The 21,407-nt window shown below is 27.2% G+C and carries 15 protein-coding genes; 3 read left to right on the forward strand and 12 right to left on the reverse strand.

Annotated elements, in window-relative coordinates; translation table 11 throughout:
- Positions 1 to 298 precede the first annotated feature (298 nt).
- From BM384_RS18625 to BM384_RS06955, 4 genes are all read right to left on the reverse strand, one after another.
- Positions 299 to 2,029 carry a Dam family site-specific DNA-(adenine-N6)-methyltransferase gene (locus BM384_RS18625; RefSeq protein WP_090012393.1) on the reverse strand — a complete coding sequence of 577 codons (1,731 nt, stop codon included), beginning with the start codon at positions 2,027 to 2,029 and terminating at the stop codon, positions 299 to 301.
- A 41-nt stretch (positions 2,030 to 2,070) separates the two neighbouring features.
- Positions 2,071 to 2,778 (reverse strand): TRM11 family SAM-dependent methyltransferase, encoded by a 708-nt coding sequence (locus BM384_RS06945; RefSeq protein WP_090012395.1) that lies wholly within the window; start codon positions 2,776 to 2,778, stop codon positions 2,071 to 2,073.
- 129 nt (positions 2,779 to 2,907) lie between these two features.
- Entirely contained in the window at positions 2,908 to 3,429 is a 522-nt protein-coding gene (locus tag BM384_RS06950; RefSeq protein WP_090012396.1) for a PD-(D/E)XK nuclease superfamily protein, read from the reverse strand.
- A 143-nt stretch (positions 3,430 to 3,572) separates the two neighbouring features.
- Positions 3,573 to 5,693 (reverse strand): Z1 domain-containing protein, encoded by a 2,121-nt coding sequence (locus BM384_RS06955; RefSeq protein ID WP_090012398.1) that lies wholly within the window; start codon positions 5,691 to 5,693, stop codon positions 3,573 to 3,575.
- 245 nt (positions 5,694 to 5,938) lie between these two features.
- Here BM384_RS06955 and BM384_RS06960 point away from each other — a divergent pair, with 245 nt between their 5' ends.
- Positions 5,939 to 6,865, forward strand: coding sequence for a linear amide C-N hydrolase (locus BM384_RS06960; protein WP_090012399.1), 927 nt, complete (start codon positions 5,939 to 5,941; stop codon positions 6,863 to 6,865).
- 202 nt (positions 6,866 to 7,067) lie between these two features.
- Here BM384_RS06960 and BM384_RS06965 read toward each other — a convergent pair whose 3' ends face one another.
- The 8 genes from BM384_RS06965 to BM384_RS07000 form a co-directional block, all read right to left on the reverse strand.
- Positions 7,068 to 7,745, reverse strand: a complete 678-nt coding sequence (locus BM384_RS06965; protein ID WP_090012401.1) for a hypothetical protein — start codon at positions 7,743 to 7,745, stop codon at positions 7,068 to 7,070.
- Positions 7,746 to 7,944: 199 nt separating this feature from the next.
- Entirely contained in the window at positions 7,945 to 8,616 is a 672-nt protein-coding gene (locus BM384_RS06970; RefSeq protein WP_207650703.1) for an SAP domain-containing protein, read from the reverse strand.
- 196 nt (positions 8,617 to 8,812) lie between these two features.
- Entirely contained in the window at positions 8,813 to 11,260 is a 2,448-nt protein-coding gene (locus BM384_RS06975) for a DEAD/DEAH box helicase family protein (protein WP_090012402.1), read from the reverse strand.
- A gap of 73 nt (positions 11,261 to 11,333) precedes the next feature.
- A complete protein-coding gene (locus tag BM384_RS06980) occupies positions 11,334 to 11,642 on the reverse strand; it encodes a nucleoside triphosphate pyrophosphohydrolase (protein ID WP_090012404.1) in 309 nt (102 codons plus the stop codon).
- 333 nt (positions 11,643 to 11,975) lie between these two features.
- Positions 11,976 to 13,283 carry a TIGR02679 domain-containing protein gene (locus BM384_RS06985; RefSeq protein ID WP_090012406.1) on the reverse strand — a complete coding sequence of 436 codons (1,308 nt, stop codon included), beginning with the start codon at positions 13,281 to 13,283 and terminating at the stop codon, positions 11,976 to 11,978.
- Complete coding sequence (locus BM384_RS06990) at positions 13,246 to 17,304, reverse strand: SbcC/MukB-like Walker B domain-containing protein (RefSeq protein WP_090012407.1); 4,059 nt, start codon at positions 17,302 to 17,304, stop codon at positions 13,246 to 13,248. Before BM384_RS06990 ends, BM384_RS06985 begins: the two co-directional genes overlap by 38 nt.
- Position 17,305: 1 nt before the next feature.
- On the reverse strand, positions 17,306 to 18,433 hold the full coding sequence (locus tag BM384_RS06995; RefSeq protein ID WP_090012409.1) for a TIGR02678 family protein: 1,128 nt from the start codon (positions 18,431 to 18,433) through the stop codon (positions 17,306 to 17,308).
- Positions 18,434 to 18,444: 11 nt separating this feature from the next.
- A complete protein-coding gene (locus BM384_RS07000; RefSeq protein ID WP_090012410.1) occupies positions 18,445 to 19,923 on the reverse strand; it encodes a TIGR02677 family protein in 1,479 nt (492 codons plus the stop codon).
- Between the two features lie 257 nt (positions 19,924 to 20,180).
- Between BM384_RS07000 and BM384_RS07005 the strand changes: the two genes are divergently transcribed.
- Together BM384_RS07005 and BM384_RS07010 are read left to right on the forward strand one after the other, a co-directional pair.
- A complete protein-coding gene (locus BM384_RS07005; RefSeq protein WP_090012412.1) occupies positions 20,181 to 20,723 on the forward strand; it encodes a matrixin family metalloprotease in 543 nt (180 codons plus the stop codon).
- 12 nt (positions 20,724 to 20,735) lie between these two features.
- Complete coding sequence (locus BM384_RS07010; protein WP_090012414.1) at positions 20,736 to 21,314, forward strand: hypothetical protein; 579 nt, start codon at positions 20,736 to 20,738, stop codon at positions 21,312 to 21,314.
- The last annotated feature ends 93 nt before the right edge of the window (positions 21,315 to 21,407 follow it).

Here is a 21,407-nt window from a genome sequence, read left to right on the forward strand (position 1 = left end):
TTAAGCTTGCCTGCCCCATATGAACACATCCATAAAAACTTATAAAGTAACTACCGAACTTTGGACTTTCCTACTTTTTGCAAGGTTATCCACTTTATAAGCCAATACTTGGTTTACTTGCGTTATGTTCCATATGTCCTCTAGCGCTTCCTTCATACCTTATCCTTACCAATAACGCACTTACATTCGAGTTGTCTTCCTATCTGGACGGCGACGCAGGCTTCTTTCAGCCTGCCGGCTCAGCAAACATGCTGGGCGAACAAAAAAAGTCAAGATGTTACTCACCTTGACCTCTACATTATTCAACATTATAGTTCATAACCAGTATTTCAGATACTTTCCCTCTACCAGTCCCTTTACTATTTATGCTTCTTGCAGCACTGATTCTATCTATCTTAAATTCACTATATAACTCATCAAAGAATAAATCATCTTCATCTGCATTTTTAGGATCTGAATTACTTTCCATTAGTACAGCTCCTCTATCGCTAGCTCTCTTATAAAAATCCCTTAATCTTTCCTGAGTATCATCGTTAAATTCTTCTTTTGAGTAATCTTTAAAACTACCTTTATCTTTTAATGGTCTATATGGAGGATCCAAATATATAAATGTATTTTCATCTATATACTCTTCAACACCTTCAAAATCGCCATTTAAAATAATAGTTTTTTGTAATATCCTATTTACAGCTAGTAAATTATCTTCTTCAAAAGTATTAACTGTCTTTTTCTTTCCAAAAGGCACATTAAATCCACCTTTTTTATTTTCTCTATATAAACCATTAAAGCAGCTTTTGTTTAAAAATATCATATATGCTGCATGTCTTATAGATTCTTCATTTATAGTGTCATTATAGTCTATATTCCCTTTTCCTGCATTGAACATTTCTCTAATATTGTAAAAATATTCTTGTTTCTCTTCTATAGACTCTAGTTCATTATATTTATTCTGATACTGTGTTAACACCCCTATAAGTTCATTAACACTATCTTTTATAACCCTATAAGTAAGAATTAATTCCTTATTTATATCATTAATCACTATTCTATCAAAATCATACTTAGATGTGATATCAAAGAATAAAGCACCTCCACCAATAAAAGGTTCTATATATGTATTTATTGATTGGTTTTTTAATTTTTCTGGGTATCTGCTTTCAATGTCTGGTATTAACTTTGCTTTTCCTCCAGCCCACTTTAAAAACGGCTTTGCTTTTATGTTATTCATATTTAAATTTTCTCCTTTGTTTATAATTATCTCCTCTTTATTCTCATCAACTATATCTAAGAGTCTCATTTTTGATAAGTTTACAAACTCTTCATTATTATCTATTCCAATATATCTTCTGTTATTTGTAACTGCACTTACACCTGTAGTTGAACTTCCACAGAAAGGATCTAATATAACATCATTTTCATTAGTTGAAATCTTTATTATTCTATCTAAAAGATTTAAAGGTTTTTGAGTTGGATGTTTTCCAAATCTTTTTTCTGCCTTTGGCGTAGTACTTATTTTCCATAAGCTTCTTAATTGTTTTCCTTCATTAAATGTTTTAGCTATATCATAATGAAATACGTGTTTAGCTTTCTTACTTTTTTTAGCCCATATCAATATTTCATGGCTAGCTGTCAAACATCTGCATCCTAAGTTTGGAGCAGCATTAGGCTTATACCAAACCACTTCATTAATAATATAGTAACCCATTTTTAATAAAATATAAGTTATCTGATGAATGCAATGATACGTACCACTTATCCATATAGTTCCATTATCTTTTAAAACTCTATCACATTTTTTAAGCCACTTTTCATGAAATTTGACATCTTCTTTAAATCCTTTAGATGCATCCCATTCTCCCTTATTAACTGAAACCATCTTTCCATTTTCGCATGTTATTCCATTATTACTTAAAAAATATGGAGGATCAGAAAATATCATATCTACAGAAGCTTTAGGTATCTTACTCAATGCTTTCATTGTATCTTCATTTATCAATTTTATATTATGGTCTTCATAATAATACTTCATATAAACACTCTCCTTTCCTCTCATTTCAAAATAAAAAAGAGCTAATAAGAATAGCTCTTTTCAAAGACAAAAATATATTCGTGCTTTATTAATAAGAAATTTCTTTTCTTAGCAAGTTCAATCCATTTACTAGTGCTACTACAGTTATGTTGTTCTTTTATTATTATTTCTTTTAATAAAAAATTGTTTTCTATAAATATATTCATTACATTAAAGCCTAATGGCTCAATATAACCATTCTTTCTAATATCTCCGATTATTATAGCACATTTCTTCTTACTTTTTAATACCCTAAAACATTCTTTTGCTACTTTATCCATAGCCATATAATATTGTTCTTTATCCATTAATGATAAATCTTCTTTAATGTCTTTACTATATCTTATTATGTCTCTATATGGAGGATGCGTACATATAAAATCTATTGTACCATCTTTTATATTAAGACTTACAGCATCTCCAATATTTAATTTTATATATCCACCTAATTCTTTTGTTCTATTCCAGCTTATATTTAAAGCTCTTTTATTAACATCTATTCCTATAACTTTTCTCTTTAATAACAAAGATTCTATTGCTGTAGTTCCACTTCCTAAGAATTGATCTAAAATTAGGTCTCCTTCTTTTGTATAGCGAAGCAATAAGTTTCTTATTACCTTTGGGCTACAATTACCTGAATAATCACCTTTATGAGTTGACCAATTGCCTCGGTCTTCAAAACTCCAGATTGTAGTTGTTTCTTTATTCATTTTTCAATCACAACCTTTATAGATTATAGGTATAATTCTAACCAATAAGTAAATTTTTAAACCCAAATATTATTCCTTCATCTAGCTTGTCCCACAATAAAAATATACTTTTATTAATTAAACCAAATTTTATAATTCTAGATATTCTAATGGTATCTCATTAAAATAATATCTACATCCAACTTGCTCTATGTATTCTAATATATCCTTATAAATATCATTTAAAAACCAATTGTTTAACACATATAAAAATTCAACATTATAACCTAATGGTGTAAACAACTTTAAATATTCTTGCTTCTTAAAATGACATCCAGGTAGCTTTTCATCAACAGAACCACTACCACTTTGAAACTTTTTTTCAATTATATATGCTGTTTTATTTTTTATATTAATAAAACATTCATCAGGTTGCCACCCTTTAGAATTATAATCCTTATAATCAATTCCCATTGGTTTCAGGAACTTATTATATATTCTTTTTTTAGGAACTGAATATCCAATTAACTCTTTTCCTGAATATACTTTATTATCCTCAACTCTATATCCTACTGCCTTCAACGCACTATCTAGTGAAGTAGTCTGTTCAAATTTTAAACCATTCTTATTCGTATTAGCTCCACCACCATGTTTATTGGCTTGTCTACTCATTTACAATCACTTCCTTTTATTTTTCCCCATACTAACACCAAATATAACACTACTTATTATTACGTTCAATATCTTCTTTAAATATAAAGATACAAAAGATGTCTTACAATTTAAATGAGACATCCTTTACCAAACTATATATTTTATTTTAACAACTCAGAAGTATAAACTGCTGTGCTAACTCTTTCAGGAGTAACCAAAACTGGCCAGTAAAACTCTGCACCTCTCCATCCATTTTTCTCATAACCATTCTGCTTCATAAGCATTAGAGTTGGTTCATTAACAGCCATCTCTTTAGCCTGTCTTAAGTCATTATCTCTATTGTATGGCATATCTGAATAATATCTAGAAGTTTTTCTTAGTCTACTAATATTTCTATCAGTTCCACAGTACACATTCACTCTGTCTTTACTTAAATAATTTATTAATGAAATAAATGCTTTTTCATCAATGCAGCTATCACTCTCTATCTCTATAGTTTTATATATAAGTTCTACAATTTTGCTGGCTTCATTTTTAGTAATACTGAATTTTCCCTCTATCTCTCCATTATTATTAGCTTCTAAAATCCTATCAATTTTCTCTATATCTTTCTTTATGTAAGTCTTATATCCAGTTTGGAAACCTACTGGTGTTGTTGTTTTTCCAGGCTTTAATACATGAGTATTACTTATCCTTATCTTTTGTGGAGAGCATGGTATAATCTTTCCATTATTGTCTTTACTTATAAAAATAACACCTTTATCAAAGTTTCCTTTTTCAAAATCCTCTCTTAACTTTTCATCAAATTCGTTAATTTTAGCCATTCTATCATATAAATCTCTTGTTGTATAGAATCTTGTTACAGCTAAATCTTCTTTTTTCCTATATCCATACATTCTTGAATGCTGTAATACTGTATCCTGCTGCATCTTTTGAGGTGTTCTTCCATAATAAAATCCTATTAAATTAGATATGGTAATTCCTCTATCTAATATTTGACCACCTATAAATATATTTAAGGGAGTTCTAAGTCTTAGCTGTCCATCATCGTCCAGTAAAGCATTAATATCATTTTCTGAATTTACTATTACTCTACTTATCCATTGATCTAAAATTGCTTTCTTAACATATTCTTTAACTTCATCTAATCCAGGTACTTCAAATCCATATTCTTTTATTGATTTGCTTAAATCAGCATATCCATCATTAATGAATTCATCTAATAAATCACTATCATTTCTTGCTTCTTCTTCAAGCTGACTTATTAATTCTCCTATAATATTTTCCTGTCTTGTATGAGCTGCTTTAGCTATTTGAGTATGAATTATAAAGCTAAATTTATTATTCTTACCCCTTGGTTTTCCTCCATTTTGAAGTATTCTCATGCATCCACCAATAATAAAGTTTATTACTGCTGTTCTAAGTCCACTAATCTTATCACTAATTAATACATCCTCTTCTTTGAATCTTCTTCTATCACTACTCTTTATTATCTCAAGTTCATTTTCATTGATTGCATAATGAAGATATTCACCTAATGGATGCTTTTCTCTATCAAAATAATATTCTCCACCAATATATCCTTCACCATAAGGAACAAGTACAGTATCATTAGGTTTAATTGGTCTAATTTCCTTTTCACCTAAATCTATTGTTTCTGGTTGTAAATATAGTGAATATGGAGTTGCAGTTACTTGTATGAACTTACATGTTAGTTGTAATCTAAGTTCATTTATTTGTGATGCAATCTTTCTTAAATCAAACTCTTCAGTTTCCTTATTTTTATCATATCCTATACTACAAAAATCTGCTTCATCATCAATAATTAAACATTTTTTCTCTTCATCTAAAGCATAATCTTCAATAAACTTCAGCATCTTTGGTATATTATTCTTTTCCTTCTTAACTACAATAATCAGTTTCTTATCCAGTTCAAATTTGGACATATTAGGAGGCATACACATAATATCAAATATTTCAATTATATCATCATCTCTAAATACCTTAAATTCATCTCTCATTCTTGCAGTTGTTTGCATTGCTAATGCATTTGAATTTTTAGTTAATACAACAGCAAGATCATATCCATTATCAAAAGCTAAAGAAATAACCCCAATAAATGATTTAGTCTTACCACTTTGGATCTTTCCAAGCATCATTAAAGGCCTATCTTCAATTTCATCTAGTTTTCCTACAGCTTGCCTTATACATGCTAAGGTTTTTTTATTATATTCTTTTTTCTTTATACTAAAAAATTCCCCATTTTCTATTATGTTTGGCATTATAATTCCTCCAGTCTAGTAACTTTAACTTTTTTATAATAGCATATTTTTGCCAAGTATTGCACTAATAATAGATTTTTACCTTTATATTCAACATAAAAATTAAGAAGTAAATATAATTACTCACAAGATAATAATCTAATTAATATACTATAAGTAACAGTATAAATTTTATATAGAGAACTTACTCATTGATGTATATAAATTGATTTTTATTATAATAAAAATTTAAAAGGAGTATTTTTATGTGCACTAGTATAACAATTACTACAAAAAATAATGATACAATTCTTGGTAGAACATTTGACTGGATTCCTTTAGATAGACCAGCTAAAATTACTTTTGTTCCAAGAAATTTTAATTGGATTTCAAAGGCTTCTTCTGAATCCTTTAATTCCAAATTTGCTTTAATGGGATTATCATTAAATCAATCTGACTCTCGAAATCATCCAATTCTTGCAGATGGAGTTAATGAAATGGGGCTTATGTGTGCTTGCCTTTGGATAAATGATGCATCTTACTCTTCCTTTAAAAAAGATAAGCATAATTTAAGAGCTGCAGATGTTGTTTTTTGGATGCTTTCTGAATTTTCTTCTGTTGATGATGTACTTCATAACCTTTCATCTCTAAATATCTTCAATCCTGAAACTTCACAATTTGAAGATGATTTACTACTACATTGGATTCTTAATGATAAATCTGGAAAATCTATTATTGTTGAACAAACTAAATTAGGACTTCAAATATATAGTAATTCAATAGGTACTTTAACAAATGATCCAATATACCCTAAACACTTATGTAACTTATATGACTATTTACCTTATGATTCAAAAATTTTTGAAGATGCTAGATTACCTGGAGACTTCTCACCTTCTTCTCGTTTTATAAGAGCAGCTCTTTTACGTCAAAGTATAACAAAAGCATCTAATGAATCAGAAGGAATACGTGATACTTTTAAAGTTTTAGAAAATGTTTCTTCAAAAGATGAAGCATTTATGTTTTATACTTTATACAGAACTGCTATGCGTGCAAATTCAGGAAACTATTATGCAATAACTTATGGAAATAACCAAATAGATAAGTTCAATCTATTCCACGAAAATCTTAATGGTAAAAATATAGTAGAATATGAATTATCAGAAACTCAAGCATTCAATATAAGAAATTAATTATTATTTTATAAATCAAAATTTGAGATGTATCATATCACTTGTCACTTCTAATCTCTACTAGACCAAAAAATCCTATAAGAATATATCTCATTCTTATAGGATTACTTTCTGCTTTTTAGATTCTATTATAAATCAAAATACTTTTTAACAATCTTATTCATAATATTTTATGGTGATTCTAGAATAAATATCACATTAATTACTTCTCTTCATCTATTTCAAATTCTAATGCTTTTATAACATTTTTATTACTTAATGGTATATATTCCCCGTCTTCAACATAACCTCCGCTAAAATAATCAGCAAAAATTTTAGAGTTTGTATCATCCAATACAAAGTTACCACTCTCAAGCATTAAATTAATACCATCTGTAACACGTTGAGCTGTAAGTTTTTTCATAGATTCTTTTAAATCAATGAATTCACTCTTATCTTTTATGCATACATTAGATAATTTATTTATTTCACTAACAATTATAGCAGCAGCTCCTAAAATCTTTATAAGACTCTCCTGTGCCTCTTGACTGCTAATAATTTTTTTATAATTCTCTTCTGATAATACATTATCAATCTGCAGAGTAAAATCAGCCAACTTTTCAGTTACTTCTGAATCATTATCATTTTCCTCCTCTTCCTCTGATTCACTTGAGGTATCCTCATTACCTGTTATTTTACCCCATAACTTTTTAACCCCTGGAACAACATCATTGTCAAACCAGCTTTTAATATAAGATGCTGTTTTCACCGCAGTATAGGTTGCTATTGCTGAAATAACAGCCGTTGCTGCCACCACAGTTCCGATTGAATCTCCATCATCATCCTCATTATTGTCATCTTCGATATCATCTATATCCACAAACTCTGGCTGATCTGGCATAAAACTTCACTCTTATGAAATTCAGCGGTTTACTAATAAATCTTTTTACACTCTTCTTTTGTATCTATAATATCAAATATTTTTATAAACTTATATATTTTCTTCTTATCAACCTTAGTAACATTATTAGCTAATATCTTCAATTAACTTTTTCAAAGAAGAATTAAAATTATTCTTATACCTAGAAAAATAAGGTTATTTATAACTTTTCTAACTCATTCCTATATTTCTCTAACAACTCAGTTGAATACTTCTTCTCCCCAGGATTATCACGAACCTTACTCCATAAATATGCTGCCACTTTTATATTCCTATTAAAAGCTCTTGCACTATCATCATCAAAAAAGTCCCTAACAAAATTATTCCATTGATATGTCTTTTCCTCTGCACTTTTAGCACTCTTTTTCTTATTATTTTTACTATCAACGTAAATCTTAATTAAATCTCCTACTGTCATCTCTAAATCATTTTCCTCTTCAGCCTTCCTTAAAGCTACAGCCATATCCTTGGTAAAAGAAAATTTCTTAACATTAAAATACTCTGCAAAAAAGCTTCTTGCATTATTATCAAATTTAAATCCTCCCCCAATAAGCTTTGTATCTAAAGTTATTTCTTCTTTAAGAAGCACAGTTGATTTTCTAATTCTTGATGAAGCAGCTCTTTTATTTGAAGGTTTCCTGCCAGATAAAAATTCTTCTATATATACCTGAAGTTCAGCCTTAGTACCTTGAGAAGGTAAATCATAATCCCTGCAGATTTTCTCTAATTCTGTCTTATACCAATAATGCTTTTCAAATTCTTCAACAGTTAATCTAGATGAAAATGGTGGTCTATTATTCATTCTTGTAAGACAATTTATTACAATTGTCATCTCCCCTCCTTTTTTGTTTTTCTTTCATGCAGTTTATTTTTTATTTCTGTAAATTTATTTATTTATTTCCTTTATTATACATCTCGTTTGTTTTCTAGTCAATTTTCTCTTATAGTGCTTTTTTAAAAAAATCCCACAAGAATATATCTCATTCCTGTAGGATTAAATTCATTTCATATATTCATTATATATTAAATTAAAACTTTCTTTCTCTATAGTATTTTCCTTTTCTATACTCCAAAGCATCAAAAACTTGTTCTAAAAACTCTTTATTTTTAATTACCTCTTCTAAAGCCTTTGAAAGTTTAATAACTTCCTTTTCACTACTACTAAAGAAATCTCCATGACTCTTAATTAAAAAATTCACTGGATTTTTAACAGCTAAAGATACATATTCCTTCTTTCCCCAAGATTCAAAAGCAGCAGTTGACTTATCTTTAAGCATGTCTACCTTATTTGTTCCACTATGATAAAACTCATAAAAACTCTTATAAATATCATCTTCACTAAGTTCCATCTTCATATCTCCATCATTATAAAATCCTAAAATAACAGGAATCTTATAACTTTTACTCATACTTGTATTTTCAATCATTTTAATAAAGTCATATCCTCTTCCTTGAAGTAAAACTTCTTCTTCTTCAGTAAGTCTGTTATTTTCCTTCAAAAATCCAAGGTAATCCTTAAATACATTTAATGCACTTTTAGATTTCATAGCTTGGTAAATTCCTTCATCTATATTGTTAAAGAACTCAACTCTTGATGGTCTATGACCTATCTCTTCTTCTATTCTTAAAAATTCTTCTACTATTTTATCCTTTAACTTAGTTTGCTTTTTAGCCATCTCTTCAAATAAATCTATTAATCTAAAATCAAAATCCACTAAACAATCTTCTGGATATTCTTCTTCCTTACCTGCTTTTCCTGTTTTTTCTTTTGTTCCAGCTCCTCTTAAGATAAGAGGAATTAAATCTGCCTTTTTATAATTACCTATAAAGTCTAATACATTTAAATATTCTTTTCCTCTATATTTTCTCAATCCTCTTCCAAGTTGTTGCAAAAATATACTTGGTGATTCTGTTGGTCTTAAAAACATCACCATATCTACTTCTGGAATATCTAATCCCTCATTAAACATGTCCACTGAGAATATTACTTTAATCTTCCCACTTCTTAAATCATTAATGGCTTCCCCTCTTTCTTTTGAATATTCTCCATCTGCATTACTATATACTGCTGCACTTGGAACATTATTTTCTGCAAAATATTTTGCCATATATTCAGCATGTTTTCTGCTTGTACAAAATCCTAGAGCCTTTGATGATTTGTATTTCTTATAATTCTTTAAGATAAAATTACATCTCTTATTTAACATTAAAGCTTCTTCTAAGTCTTTTTCTACATACTTACCATTTTTATATTCAATCTTATTATAATCCACTGTTTCATCATAAATCCCATAATATCTAAAAGGAACAAGATATCCCTTATTAATAGCATCGGTAAGTCTTATTTCATAAACAAGATTATAATCACATAAAGCAAATACATCTTTTGAATCTAATCTTTCAGGTGTTGCTGTTAATCCTAACAAGAATTTAGGTTTAAAATAATTAATTATATTCACATAATTTTTCGAAACAGCATGGTGAAACTCATCTATTATAATATAATCAAAGTTATCTTTTTTAAAATACTCTTCATTTAAATAGATTTCTTTGCCTAAAGTTTGAACTAAAGCAAAAGTAATATTTTTATCTGTATCCTTATATGTTCCATAGAAAAATCCTGATTCATCTGAAGGTCTTATATTTTTAAAACTTTGAGCTGCTTGTTTTAATATTTCTTCTCTATGAGCTACAAATAAAATTTTCTTAGCTTTCTTAGAATCAAAGGCAGCTAAATAAGTTTTTCCAACCCCTGTTGCAGCTACTACTATTCCCTTATCATATCCTTCATTTCTAGCATTATCTAAAGCATATAAAGCTTCAATTTGTGCTCCCCTAGGTTCAAATATATTTATAATCTTATCTTCTTCTTTATACTTCTCTAAATCTTTATAAAGCTGTGGCCTCTTCCACCTTTGAGAATATTCCTTTAAAACCTCATTATCTATAATCTGAGAATGGTTATAAAATAAGTCTTCAAAAGTATTATAAAAATCATTGAAATCCTGTTCATTTTGGCTTTTAAAAATTCTATAGTTCCATTCAATTGAAGAGGTTAATGCTCCTCTTGAAATATTAGATGAACCTACATATAATTCACTATCTATGTCGTTTTCAAAAATATAAGCCTTAGGATGAAATGACTTTTTATGTACATTGTAAAATCTAAGATCAACCTTATCTTGAAGCTCAGATTTTATTAAATAAAGAGCTGATGGCTGAGTAATCTCTAGGTAGTTTCCTGTCAAAATTCTTATAGGAACATTTCTATCAATTGCTTCTTTTAAATCATCTAATATAAGCTTTACTCCTGACTCCATTAGAAATGAAACTATTATATCTATCTTCTTTGCTTTTTTAATGCTCGTCTTTAATTTATTATATAAATGATCTTTATCCCCTGTAACAACGTTACTTACATATCCATTTTCTACTTCTTTAACGGTTATACTTAACTCTTTTTCTATTATATCCATAGTTAATCCCCTTCTTTTATTTATACCTTAATTTTATCATATATAAATAAAAATAGATGCCTATAAAAGACATCTATTTAACTCCTTTAAGTACTATTCTTTTTTTAAATCCACCACGTTCTTCTTTCTTCTTATCTCTTGCCTTAAGTAAATCTTCTTCACTATATCCTAAATTATCAGCAAGACCAAATAAAACTTCCATAACATCTGCAAGTTCTTCAAGGGTTTTATCCTCTAAAAATTCATTAACTTCTTCTTTTAACTTTGTTTCTAATAAATCGTAATGCTCTTCTTTAGATGCTATTTCATAAATACATTCTTTATTATCTCTTTCTATAATTTCAGGAATTTTATCTCTAACTAATTTGTCATACTTTTTCATATTATCCTCCTTTATTTTTCTAATCATCACTACAAACACAAATAGAATTCTGCACTTCCACATATTCCTCAGGACTCAAAGACTCCAAATACTTATAAAAATGCTCCTCAGAGCAGAAATATCCTATTTTGTTTTCATAAAATCTTTATCAAGTTTCTTTTGACAGTATAAACATTTATTCATATATTTTTCCTTTAAATTATCATATCTATTTTGCAATTATTATATCATATATTAATATCATAAAAATAAAAAATCCCAGGTGAATTTACTATTCTCCACCTAGAACTTTTTAACCAATTATCTGAATTTATTATATTTTACTTTTATTCCTCATTCCATATATTGTAGATATTTATTAATAAGAAGCTCCTCATAAGCAGCTCTTTTTTCTTCACTTATGGACTTTGCTAATTTACTAAGTTCTGTATCTTCAATCTTATTAAGACTTGCAAGTCTTGAATCTGATATAAACTTATCTGATAAAATACTTTTATAAATATCCTCATTGTAAAACATAAACTTTACCTTATCTTTATATCTTCTCTTTATCTTATCAGCTATTAAAAGTCCCTCCGAATCAAAATCTCCTCCATAATATATTGTTTTTAGATTCTTAATTTTATCTAGTAACATATATGAAGACAAATTAACCTGGCCACTTGTACAAATTAATGATACCTTATTTGATGACCTTTTTAGAACTTCATGAAAAACTGCTGGGTTTTCAAAGATATATACTTCATTTTTTATTGCTTCAATATAATTAACTTTTGTCAAATTACTTATACTTATTTCTAAGGGTTCCTCCCAAAGATTAAATTCCTTTATGGCTTGAATTTCTTTATTCCTAAAATCAAAGGCTTCTAGGGCATAAATAGTACAGTGGTTAGATAATTCATCTTTTAATATACCTGCCTCATAATAAAGTTCATTAATTTCATCTAATGATTTTACTTTTTCTTTTTTATATATAAATTCCAAAGCTAACTTAAATATATTTCCCGTAAAGGTCTTTTTATCAAGAAAGTGAGGATCTTTAGTAATTTCTGCTGCAAAAACAGAGATATTCTTATAGTTATTTTTTAAAGAAGGTAAATTATTTAAAGCTTCTATTACAAAACACATATCTTTAATAAGACCTTCATAACTATCTATAGACTCATTATACTTTCTTATTAAATTATTATAGCCATAACTTTTATTTAGAACTAAGGCTTTAAACCACTTAATACCTTCACCATCTTTACTTCTATCTATTATCTCTTTAAAAAATAAATTAAGCCTTTTCTCTTCATCTTCTTTAATTTCTTTATTGGTTTTTAGTTCTTCCTCCACTGCCTTTTCTAAAAGCTCGCTAAAAGAAATCCCTTCAAACTTTTTTGTAAAAAGTGCTTCTACATCACTACATTTTATTTTTGCTAAAGGTTTATATATAACAGAAGGATCAAAGTTTGATAAAACTCTTCTTTCTTCTTCATCCTTTGGCTTTAATGAAAATGATCCTGTTACTTTTCCATAACTCTTATATTTTTCATAAACTTTCTTTAATATTTTTTTATAAACTTTATTACTTTCTATTAGTTTCAAAGCTTCATTCATTTTATACTTCCACTTCTCCCATTGTCCTGATATGTCCATCCCAATGATATTTTATTGGTAATACAGTGTCTTCTCCATCTTCTCTTATAAGTTCATAAATAGATAAGCTCTTTACACTTTCATAAGTTCCCCATAATACTTGAGAATTTAGAACATAGTCAAGATTTAAACTCTCTATCAATGTAAACATGCTGCTTATATTAGATTCATCTACACCTGCAAAGGCTTCATCTAGAGATATTATCCTTGGACAGTCTTTTTTATCAGCGGCATTATATCTTGCATTAACTGCTGCAAATAAAGGAATATACATAGCCATAGCCTTTTCTCCTCCTGAAAGTACAAAAAACTCATTATCTGTAAGTTCTTTTTTCTTTTCACTTGGTTTTGAGAAGGATAGCTGGAATTCAAACCATTGCCTGTAATCAAGAACTTCTTTTATAATAGACTGATAACTTCTCTTAGATCCATCTTCAGTTAAAATACGCTTTTCTCTTTTTAGTTTTTCTTTAAAATGATTAGATACCTTTTGTCTATCTTCATGAGTCATAAAATCAGGTGCACTTAAAATCTCAGTAAGTTCACTTATATCCATTTCCCCTTCACTTCCAGCTTTTTTAGGCTTCCACCTTAAATATAACTTAAAGCCACTACTTGTATTCATGCTTTTCATAAGTGAATCAATTTCTTTAACCCATCCCTTTGCTTTATAAATTTTAGCATTAATTTTATTACTTAAAGTATCTATTAATATATTTTCAAAAATATCTCTTTCCCTATCACTTATTAATATACTTTCAGTTTCCAAATTAATTTTCAAGTGATTCTTAAGTTCATATATAGATATTTCTTTTTTATTAAATCTACATCTTATATCTAATCTAGATGCTGATTTTAAAATTTCATTTCTTTTTACATCCTTATCTTCTTCATAATTATTAAATATTGTTTCTGTTCTAGGATGATAATCTAGTATATAGCTTTCGTTTGAACTAAATACATTGAATACCTCTGCAAAAACATTTTCATTTTTAATTTCAATATTATCTAATACCCATTTAACAGCTGTATTAAAATCTAAATTTTCTATTTCTTCGATATAATTTAAATTTATCTCCTGTAACACTACATCTTTCAAAAGAATTAAAAGCCCATTTTCATAGTTAAGTTCTTCATTAAATTTATGAATATTCTCCTTTAAATGTTTAATTGTTGCTTTTGTTTCTGAAACATCATTTGATATTTTCCTTATATCATCAGGATAAGTATTAATTATTTTTGTTATTCTTTTATATTCTGCTTCTAACTCACCTAAATTAAATGCTTTAAGAGCTTCATTAAGACCTTTTATAGAATTTTCTTTTTTCTTTATTTTTTCTTTTATTACACTTATTTCCCCATTAATAGTATCTATATCCTCTAAAATTTCTTGAAGATATTCCTTTAATTCTTCTAAATGTCTTTTTGAATAATTAATATCTGCATAAATATTTTTAAGCTTATTTATAGTTTTTATATACTCACGGATGTCCTTTAAAGCAGTTTCGTAGCACTTTATGGTTTTAGGAATTTTTATATGTTCACATGCTTTAAAAAGTTCTCCTTTAACTTTTGTATTTTCCTTATTTATTTCTAGTATTGTTTCTTTAACAAAAAGTAATTCTTTATTTTCCCTATCTAAGTTTTCTATATTTTCCTTAATAAGCTTTAGGGCAGAAATTATATCTCTTCCTTCAGGAAAATTATCTTTTTCTTTTGATAATACAATTTCTTTTTCTTCTAAATTTAATAAAGCTAATTCTATTTCTTTCTTCTCTTTCAAGATATCTTCTTTTTCAAGACTTAAGATATGAATCTGTCTTTTTCTAAAATTCTCTCTACTTTCTACTCCTATATACTGTGATTTATAGTTTTTATTATTTCCACCTTTAATAATCCCTATAGTATATGAGGAATCTAAATTTACTAAAGTTTTATTTTTACCTAATTCTTTTATTGATATAGATTTTAAAATACCTATTGTGTCATTTTTATAATCCTTATTAAACTTTGAATCATCAAGTTTTAGATATTTTGTTATATTGTTTTCTTCCTCTTCTAAGCCACTGCTTATAATTTTTACATTTAAATCTTTTAAAAGTTCTTCTGCTTTTTTCTTAAATTCTAAAGGTACTACTATTGATGTTAATATACCCATATTAAAAAGTTTAGCTTCTAATGAATTTTTCTCTTCTTCAGTAAGGCTTTCATTAAAATCTACAAGTTTATAAAATTCTTCATAAGGCAATTTTTCTTTATCTAGTATTGTCTTTGCTAATATTTTATCTTCCTCTTCAATAAATACCTGTTTTTTATTTTCCAATTCATTTATCTTTTCTTGTACCTTTTCAAGCTTTTCATTTATATTTTTTTGTTTTTCCGTAAAGATAAGTTTATCTTTAGCAATTTTAATTTCTATTTCATTAGCTATTTCCCTTACTTTATCAAAAACCTTATTTAAATCTGCATCTTCATTTATTTCATTAATAAACTTATTTATTTGAATTTTATCATTATCTTTTATTTTAAGAAATTTAAGATTTTCTATATAAATATTTATCTTCTCTATATATTCACCTTTTATATTGGTAAGATATTCATTAGATTCATGAAGAGCATTTTCTTTTGTTTTTACTCTACTTTCTATCTTATGCATCTTCTCTTCTTCTAAATTAAGCCTTTTTGATATATTTTCTGCTTCTTTTAAAATGTCAAAGGCATTACTAACAAGATTTTCATACTCATAAATACTACTTAAAACAATATTAAAATCATAATTATCTTTTAATTTTAAAACATCTCTTAAATTATCATTAATATAAAAGAAACATTGTTCCCTATAATATTCTTCATCATCTAAAGTATCATAAAAAAGCTTTTCATCTTTATATTTATTATTCTCTACTATTTTTATATCTTCTTCTCTTTTTATTCTAAGATCATATTTTTGCTTAAAACTTTTATTTTTACTTTTAAGTTCATTTTCTATTTCCCTTAATATTTCCTCTTCTTTAGTAATTTCATCTCTAATTTCAAAACCTTTACTTCCTTTTAAAGCCTTCTCTTTAACCCTTGCTGTCTCTAATTCCTTCTCTAGTTTTTCTAATTCTCTTTCCTTTGCTAAATTTTCTTCTAAAATATTTCTTAACTCTCTATTCTTAGAATCAACTTGTTTTTTAAAACTTGATATTTCTTGCTTTTTTAAGCTATATTTTTTACATTTATTATGTAAAATACTCAAATTATAATTTTTAAAAGCTTTTTCAATACGTTCTAAGGCTTCAATACTTTTATTAAGTTCATTAAGCTTATTATTTAAACTATCCATATTATCCATAGCATCAGCCATAGTTCTAAGATCATCTTGAGATAATGTATTTAAAGACTCCTTTAAGATTTCATAAATTACCGTAGGCTTAAAATCTCTAGAAAGCTTTGGACTTCTAAGCTGAATTAAAAGATTTAAAAGATCTTTATAATTATCTATATCTGAATATCCAAAAAGATGTTCATTAACCTTCTCCATATATTCTCTTTGGCTTGTTGTAAAAATGTTTCCTTCTCCAAGGGCATTTTCAAGCTGCTTTGATGTTAGAGGAAATTTTTCACCACTTTTTTTATAAAGTTTAAAATCCTTATTAATTCTTCTGCCATCCTTTAAAATGAAATACCAGGACTCTAGCTTTTTACCTTTTCTTCCCCTAAGCCCCATTCCAATACTTATATAACTTTCAGTTAAAGGCTTTTTAAATTCCATATAAAGATAAGAAATTCTATCTTGTATATCCTCATCAATTAACACATATTTTTCAATTTTTCTAGCATTTGAACCAAAGGGATCTATTCTTGATGGTCTTTTATCTCCATCTAAAAGTAAAGGTATAAAACTTTGAGTTGTTACTGATTTTCCACTTCCATTAGTTCCTCTAAAAATAATTTTTCCATTTGACAATTTAAATTCTACATCATCATAATACCAAAAATTAAATAAGCCAAACTTTTCTGCCACCCATCTCTCCATATTAATCAACGCCTCCTTTATAGTCCTCTGGATACTTACCAATAACTTTTCCTGTTAAAGGCATAATAAGTATTGAATCTTCTTTAACTTTTATAAAACTATACTCCTCCATAAATTTTGTAATTGTATCTATATAAAAACTTTCAGTGCAATCCCTAAAGCTTTTAGTAAACCCATGCCCCCACTCATTTCTTACTTCTATTAAAATCTCTTTAAATTTCAAAACTGGAATTTCAATAATATCATTATCCCCAATTGTAAGGTCTCCATCTTCAATCATCTTAATAATCTTTTTATTAATAAATAAAACAATTGTACTTTCACCTTTTTTATTAGGAAAAGTATCTGTAACTGAATTAGAGTTTTTAACAACTGCTAAAGCTCCATTTCTGTGAATATGTATATCCCAATCTAAATACTTTTCAAAGGTGTTTTTTATATAACTTCTGTAATTTCTTATATAATCATAATCACTTTCATTTTCTTTATTATTGTAAACAATAGGAGTAAGTAGAAGATTTCTAAATACCCTGTTTTTTCTCACAATTCCTTTATCTCTATCAATTCCCTCCCAGGCATCATCTAAAAGTTCTTTAAAACCATCTTCATCTTTTATATTTTTAGAAAATCTTCTAACAATATATTTTGAAATTCCTGTACTTTCATATAGAACTTCTCCATTTTCATCTTTTATAAAATTATCCTCTTCACCATCATTTTTCTTTATTATTCCAATTCCCAAGCATAGTTTCAATACAGTTATAAGACTTTTTCTATTTTTAAATACAGTCCATTCAAGTCTTTCTTCTGGATAATTATGTTCAATATATTCTGTAATATTAGATAATATAAACTGCTCATTTTTATTTTTATCTTCAAGATACATAAGAATAAGAAGAAAAAATATATACTCCTTAATATCATTAAATTCATTTATCCCCATCCATCTTTCAGCTGTAACTGGTATTTTCTCAAGTTTTATAAAATCATCTTTTACATATAAATTGTAAGATAAAATATCATAAATAAACTCATTATAAAAATCAATATTATCCTTAATATCATAGTACAGATCTGGATTTCTTTCTTTTAAAATAATATAGTTTTCTAAAATATCTGTAAAATTCATAAGCTTCTCTCCTACTTAAATATAAGTTCATAATCTGGCATATAAAATTTTCCATCAACGCAATCTACACATATTTCTTCATTTGTATTTTTTACAACTTTATAATATCTACCAAATTCATTTCTATTCCAATTAGAATCTCTCTTATTTAGTCCCTTTGAAAGCCATTTCAAAAATACAAGTCTTTCATCCTTTGATATATTTTTTAATTCCTTAAATACAAGTTTATTATTCTTAATTCTTCCTTCAAGCATTTCATGTTCAGCTCTTCTCTTTTCCAATACTTCTTTTGCTATCTCCTTTTTCCTTTCAGTTTTATCAAAAACACTTCCTTTACTGGCAGTCTTTTCTCTGTATCTATTACTTGGTTTTACAACAAATAAAGCTGGTTTTTCTTCAAATATACTGGAATTAATACTTTCTGTTTCTCTATCTCCATTAAAAATAATATGTCTTGAATTCATAACTCCAAATACAACTGACGATAACTTATGTGCCTCATTAATATCCTTGCATCTCTTAAAAATATTAATAAGAGTTTTATACTCTTCCTTACGACTTCCCCCCAAAGTCTGCATTTCAATAATTTGAAGAGCTGACAATGTAATTTTCCTAATTATCTCATTTGTATTATCAAGAAGATTATCTACAATAGAATTTCCTCCCTTACTTCCAAGAAACCACTCTTTTATATTTAAAAATATACTGTAATTTAATTCGAACTCTTCTTCTTCATTAAATTCTGCATCTAAATTAATACTGTATTTTTCATATTTAATAAGCTTATTTATAAAATCTCTTGCCATATCCTCACTTATATTATTTAATATATTTTTTATAACTGGTACATTAATTTGAATTCCCTTTATAAAATCTCTTAAATATTCTATAAAACTTTCTTTAAAAATTAAAAATTCTGTTGTCTTTAGTAGTGCCTCTGCCTTAGGGGAATAAAACTTACTAATATAATCCTGATAATTTTCATTTAAACTTTTAAAATCTTTATGTAGCAAATTCCACCATGAATATATCTCTTTAGAATCGTTTAAATCAATACTTTTTATACTTTCTAAAGTGTCTTTAAACCTCTCTATCAAAGAAATTTCAAGAGATCCCCTAGCATTTTCTTTTATGTTTTCAAGTTTAATCATAGTTCTTTCAAGTTCGATACTATTAGGTGAAATCTCATATCTAAATTTCCTATTCTTAAATTCCTCAAGAGTTTTTGCCCTTCCTGTATCCTGAATTGTAATTAAATTTCCCCAGTTTTCTAATGAATCAAGGTCTTGATTAAGATTTTCCATACTATAATCTTCAAAACCTTCAATTTCCTTTATAAGATTATATATATCTTCTTTATATAACCAAAACTTCATCTTTTCATACTGTTTGTAAGCAATTCTAAGAATTACTCTATATCTATAAGAATTATCTGTACATAAATATTGGGCTTCCGTAAATTTCTTTTTTGTTTTATTACTTATATCCATATTATACCTCTATAATAAATTTCATTTTAAGCTCTTATATTAATTATTATACATAATAATCATATTTTAAACATAATTTTATATCTGAAACATAGCTCTTTATATTGAGTTAAAATTCTTGACTTACATTTAAAAAAGCAACTTAATTCTCTATAATTCTCTTACAAATGTCTAATTAACTTGTTTTATTTTGATTCAAATACTTTTTTTGGTTATAATGTATTTATATACTATTTTTTAAGAAAGAAGGTTATTTTATGAAAAAAAGAAGATTACTACTTTCAGCTGTACTTTCTGCTACTGCTGCTTTTTGTATTGGCACAGCAAATGTACAAGCTTATGAATTAACTGGTCAAAAATGGGCAGACAAAACTATAAAATATTATTACACTGGCAGCAATTCAACTGCATCTAAAGCTTTTAAAGCAGCTGCAAGTCAATGGAATAATAAAAGTAATGCATCTTTTAAATCATCTTCAAGCAATTATGCTGTTACATGTACTGAAGTTGCAAATCCTGATGTAGACTGGGATGGAAATACTACTTGGACGTACTACACTGATAGTAATACTACTTATATGGCTGAGGTTTATTTAAATACTTCTATGCCAGCATGGAATGATTCAAAGGCTCTTCAATCTGTAGCAGTTCATGAATTTGGACATGTTTTAGGACTTGCTCATAACACTGGAAAATTCATTATGAATCCTTATACTTTTGGTTCAGGAAGCAGATATGAAGATTATAAATTAACTACACCTCAAACTGATGATATTAACGGTGTAAATTCTTTATATTAGGAGGAGAAATTGATGAAGAAAATTGCTTTATGTTTAACTTTGGTAACTGCTTTAGGAATTGGAGTTTTTACTAAGGATGCTGCTAAAAAAGAAGTTCCTGTAGAATATATGCATGCCAGCTGGTCACATAACTATGGAAGTATTGAAGAAACTAGCAAAAATAGTGATTTAGTTGCTGTTATTAAGGTCAATGAAACTGAAAAAGAATATACTGATAAAAATAATATTCCTTATACTAATTACAATGTTGAAGTTTTAGATTCAGTTTCTAAAGATAATAAGGATAAAGATAATATAACAATAGTTATGACTGGTGTAGATAATGATGAACGCCATGTTGAATTTGATGATGATCCTCTTTTAAAAGAAGATGAAGAATTTCTTGTTTTCTTAAAGGAAAATAAAGATGGAACATATAAGATTCTTGGAGGACCTTCTGGAAGACTTACCTTTGATGAAGATTCAAATTCTGTAACTTCATTATGTTTAAGTAATGAACAAGTTAAAGAAGCTAATCCTTATGTAGCTTTAAAGGTTGATAATGAAAATGTAGATTCAGTGCTAGATAAAGCTAGACAATCTATTAAATAAGGCTCAATTACTAAATAGAGTGATAAATAAAACAAGCTATTCAAATATAGGTGGACGTCCTTTAAAGTTCGTATTTATATAAGGATGTTCTCC

This window comes from Clostridium sp. DSM 8431 (assembly GCF_900116755.1).
Taxonomy (GTDB): Bacteria; Bacillota; Clostridia; order Clostridiales; family Clostridiaceae; genus Clostridium.

Bases quoted from the DNA above. Each gene is read 5' to 3' on its own strand.
- BM384_RS18625 (WP_090012393.1), bottom strand. From the start codon at position 2,029: ATGAAGTATTATTATGAAGACCATAATATAAAATTGATAAATGAAGAT.
- BM384_RS06945 (WP_090012395.1), bottom strand. From the start codon at position 2,778: ATGAATAAAGAAACAACTACAATCTGGAGTTTTGAAGACCGAGGCAAT.
- BM384_RS06950 (WP_090012396.1), bottom strand. From the start codon at position 3,429: ATGAGTAGACAAGCCAATAAACATGGTGGTGGAGCTAATACGAATAAG.
- BM384_RS06955 (WP_090012398.1), bottom strand. From the start codon at position 5,693: ATGCCAAACATAATAGAAAATGGGGAATTTTTTAGTATAAAGAAAAAA.
- BM384_RS06960 (WP_090012399.1), top strand. From the start codon at position 5,939: ATGTGCACTAGTATAACAATTACTACAAAAAATAATGATACAATTCTT.
- BM384_RS06965 (WP_090012401.1), bottom strand. From the start codon at position 7,745: ATGCCAGATCAGCCAGAGTTTGTGGATATAGATGATATCGAAGATGAC.
- BM384_RS06970 (WP_207650703.1), bottom strand. From the start codon at position 8,616: ATGACAATTGTAATAAATTGTCTTACAAGAATGAATAATAGACCACCA.
- BM384_RS06975 (WP_090012402.1), bottom strand. From the start codon at position 11,260: ATGGATATAATAGAAAAAGAGTTAAGTATAACCGTTAAAGAAGTAGAA.
- BM384_RS06980 (WP_090012404.1), bottom strand. From the start codon at position 11,642: ATGAAAAAGTATGACAAATTAGTTAGAGATAAAATTCCTGAAATTATA.
- BM384_RS06985 (WP_090012406.1), bottom strand. From the start codon at position 13,283: ATGGACATATCAGGACAATGGGAGAAGTGGAAGTATAAAATGAATGAA.
- BM384_RS06990 (WP_090012407.1), bottom strand. From the start codon at position 17,304: ATGGAGAGATGGGTGGCAGAAAAGTTTGGCTTATTTAATTTTTGGTAT.
- BM384_RS06995 (WP_090012409.1), bottom strand. From the start codon at position 18,433: ATGAATTTTACAGATATTTTAGAAAACTATATTATTTTAAAAGAAAGA.
- BM384_RS07000 (WP_090012410.1), bottom strand. From the start codon at position 19,923: ATGGATATAAGTAATAAAACAAAAAAGAAATTTACGGAAGCCCAATAT.
- BM384_RS07005 (WP_090012412.1), top strand. From the start codon at position 20,181: ATGAAAAAAAGAAGATTACTACTTTCAGCTGTACTTTCTGCTACTGCT.
- BM384_RS07010 (WP_090012414.1), top strand. From the start codon at position 20,736: ATGAAGAAAATTGCTTTATGTTTAACTTTGGTAACTGCTTTAGGAATT.